Genomic DNA, 261 nt, shown 5'->3' with positions numbered 1-261 from the left:
AATGATTAAATTGGCACTGAATGATACTGCTATCATTCTTTTTTACTTTTGAAAACTCTTGATAAATACAAAGTATCTATCAGAATTTTATTATCAGCTTTTCCAAATTTTTAAAGAGCATATTAATCAGTTATACCCAAAGGGTAAAACTAACTAACAATCATCTGTGTGGACACTACGAACAAATAAGTTCTAAATCGTATAAGGAGGTGATCCAGCCCCAGGTTCCCCTAGGGCTACCTTGTTACGACTTCACCCCAG

At 34.5% G+C, this 261-nt stretch carries 1 rRNA gene; it reads right to left on the bottom strand.

Annotation, left to right across the window (positions count from 1 at the left end):
- Positions 1-202: 202 nt before the first annotated feature.
- Positions 203-261: ribosomal RNA gene (locus tag PSH50_RS21080) — 16S ribosomal RNA — on the bottom strand; the annotation flags it as partial.

The organism is Pseudoalteromonas sp. Angola-7 (assembly GCF_028599255.1).
Lineage (GTDB): Bacteria > Pseudomonadota > Gammaproteobacteria > Enterobacterales > Alteromonadaceae > Pseudoalteromonas > Pseudoalteromonas atlantica.
The sequence above is the reverse complement of the archived record's forward strand: the minus strand, read 5'-3'. Positions and strand labels throughout refer to the sequence as shown.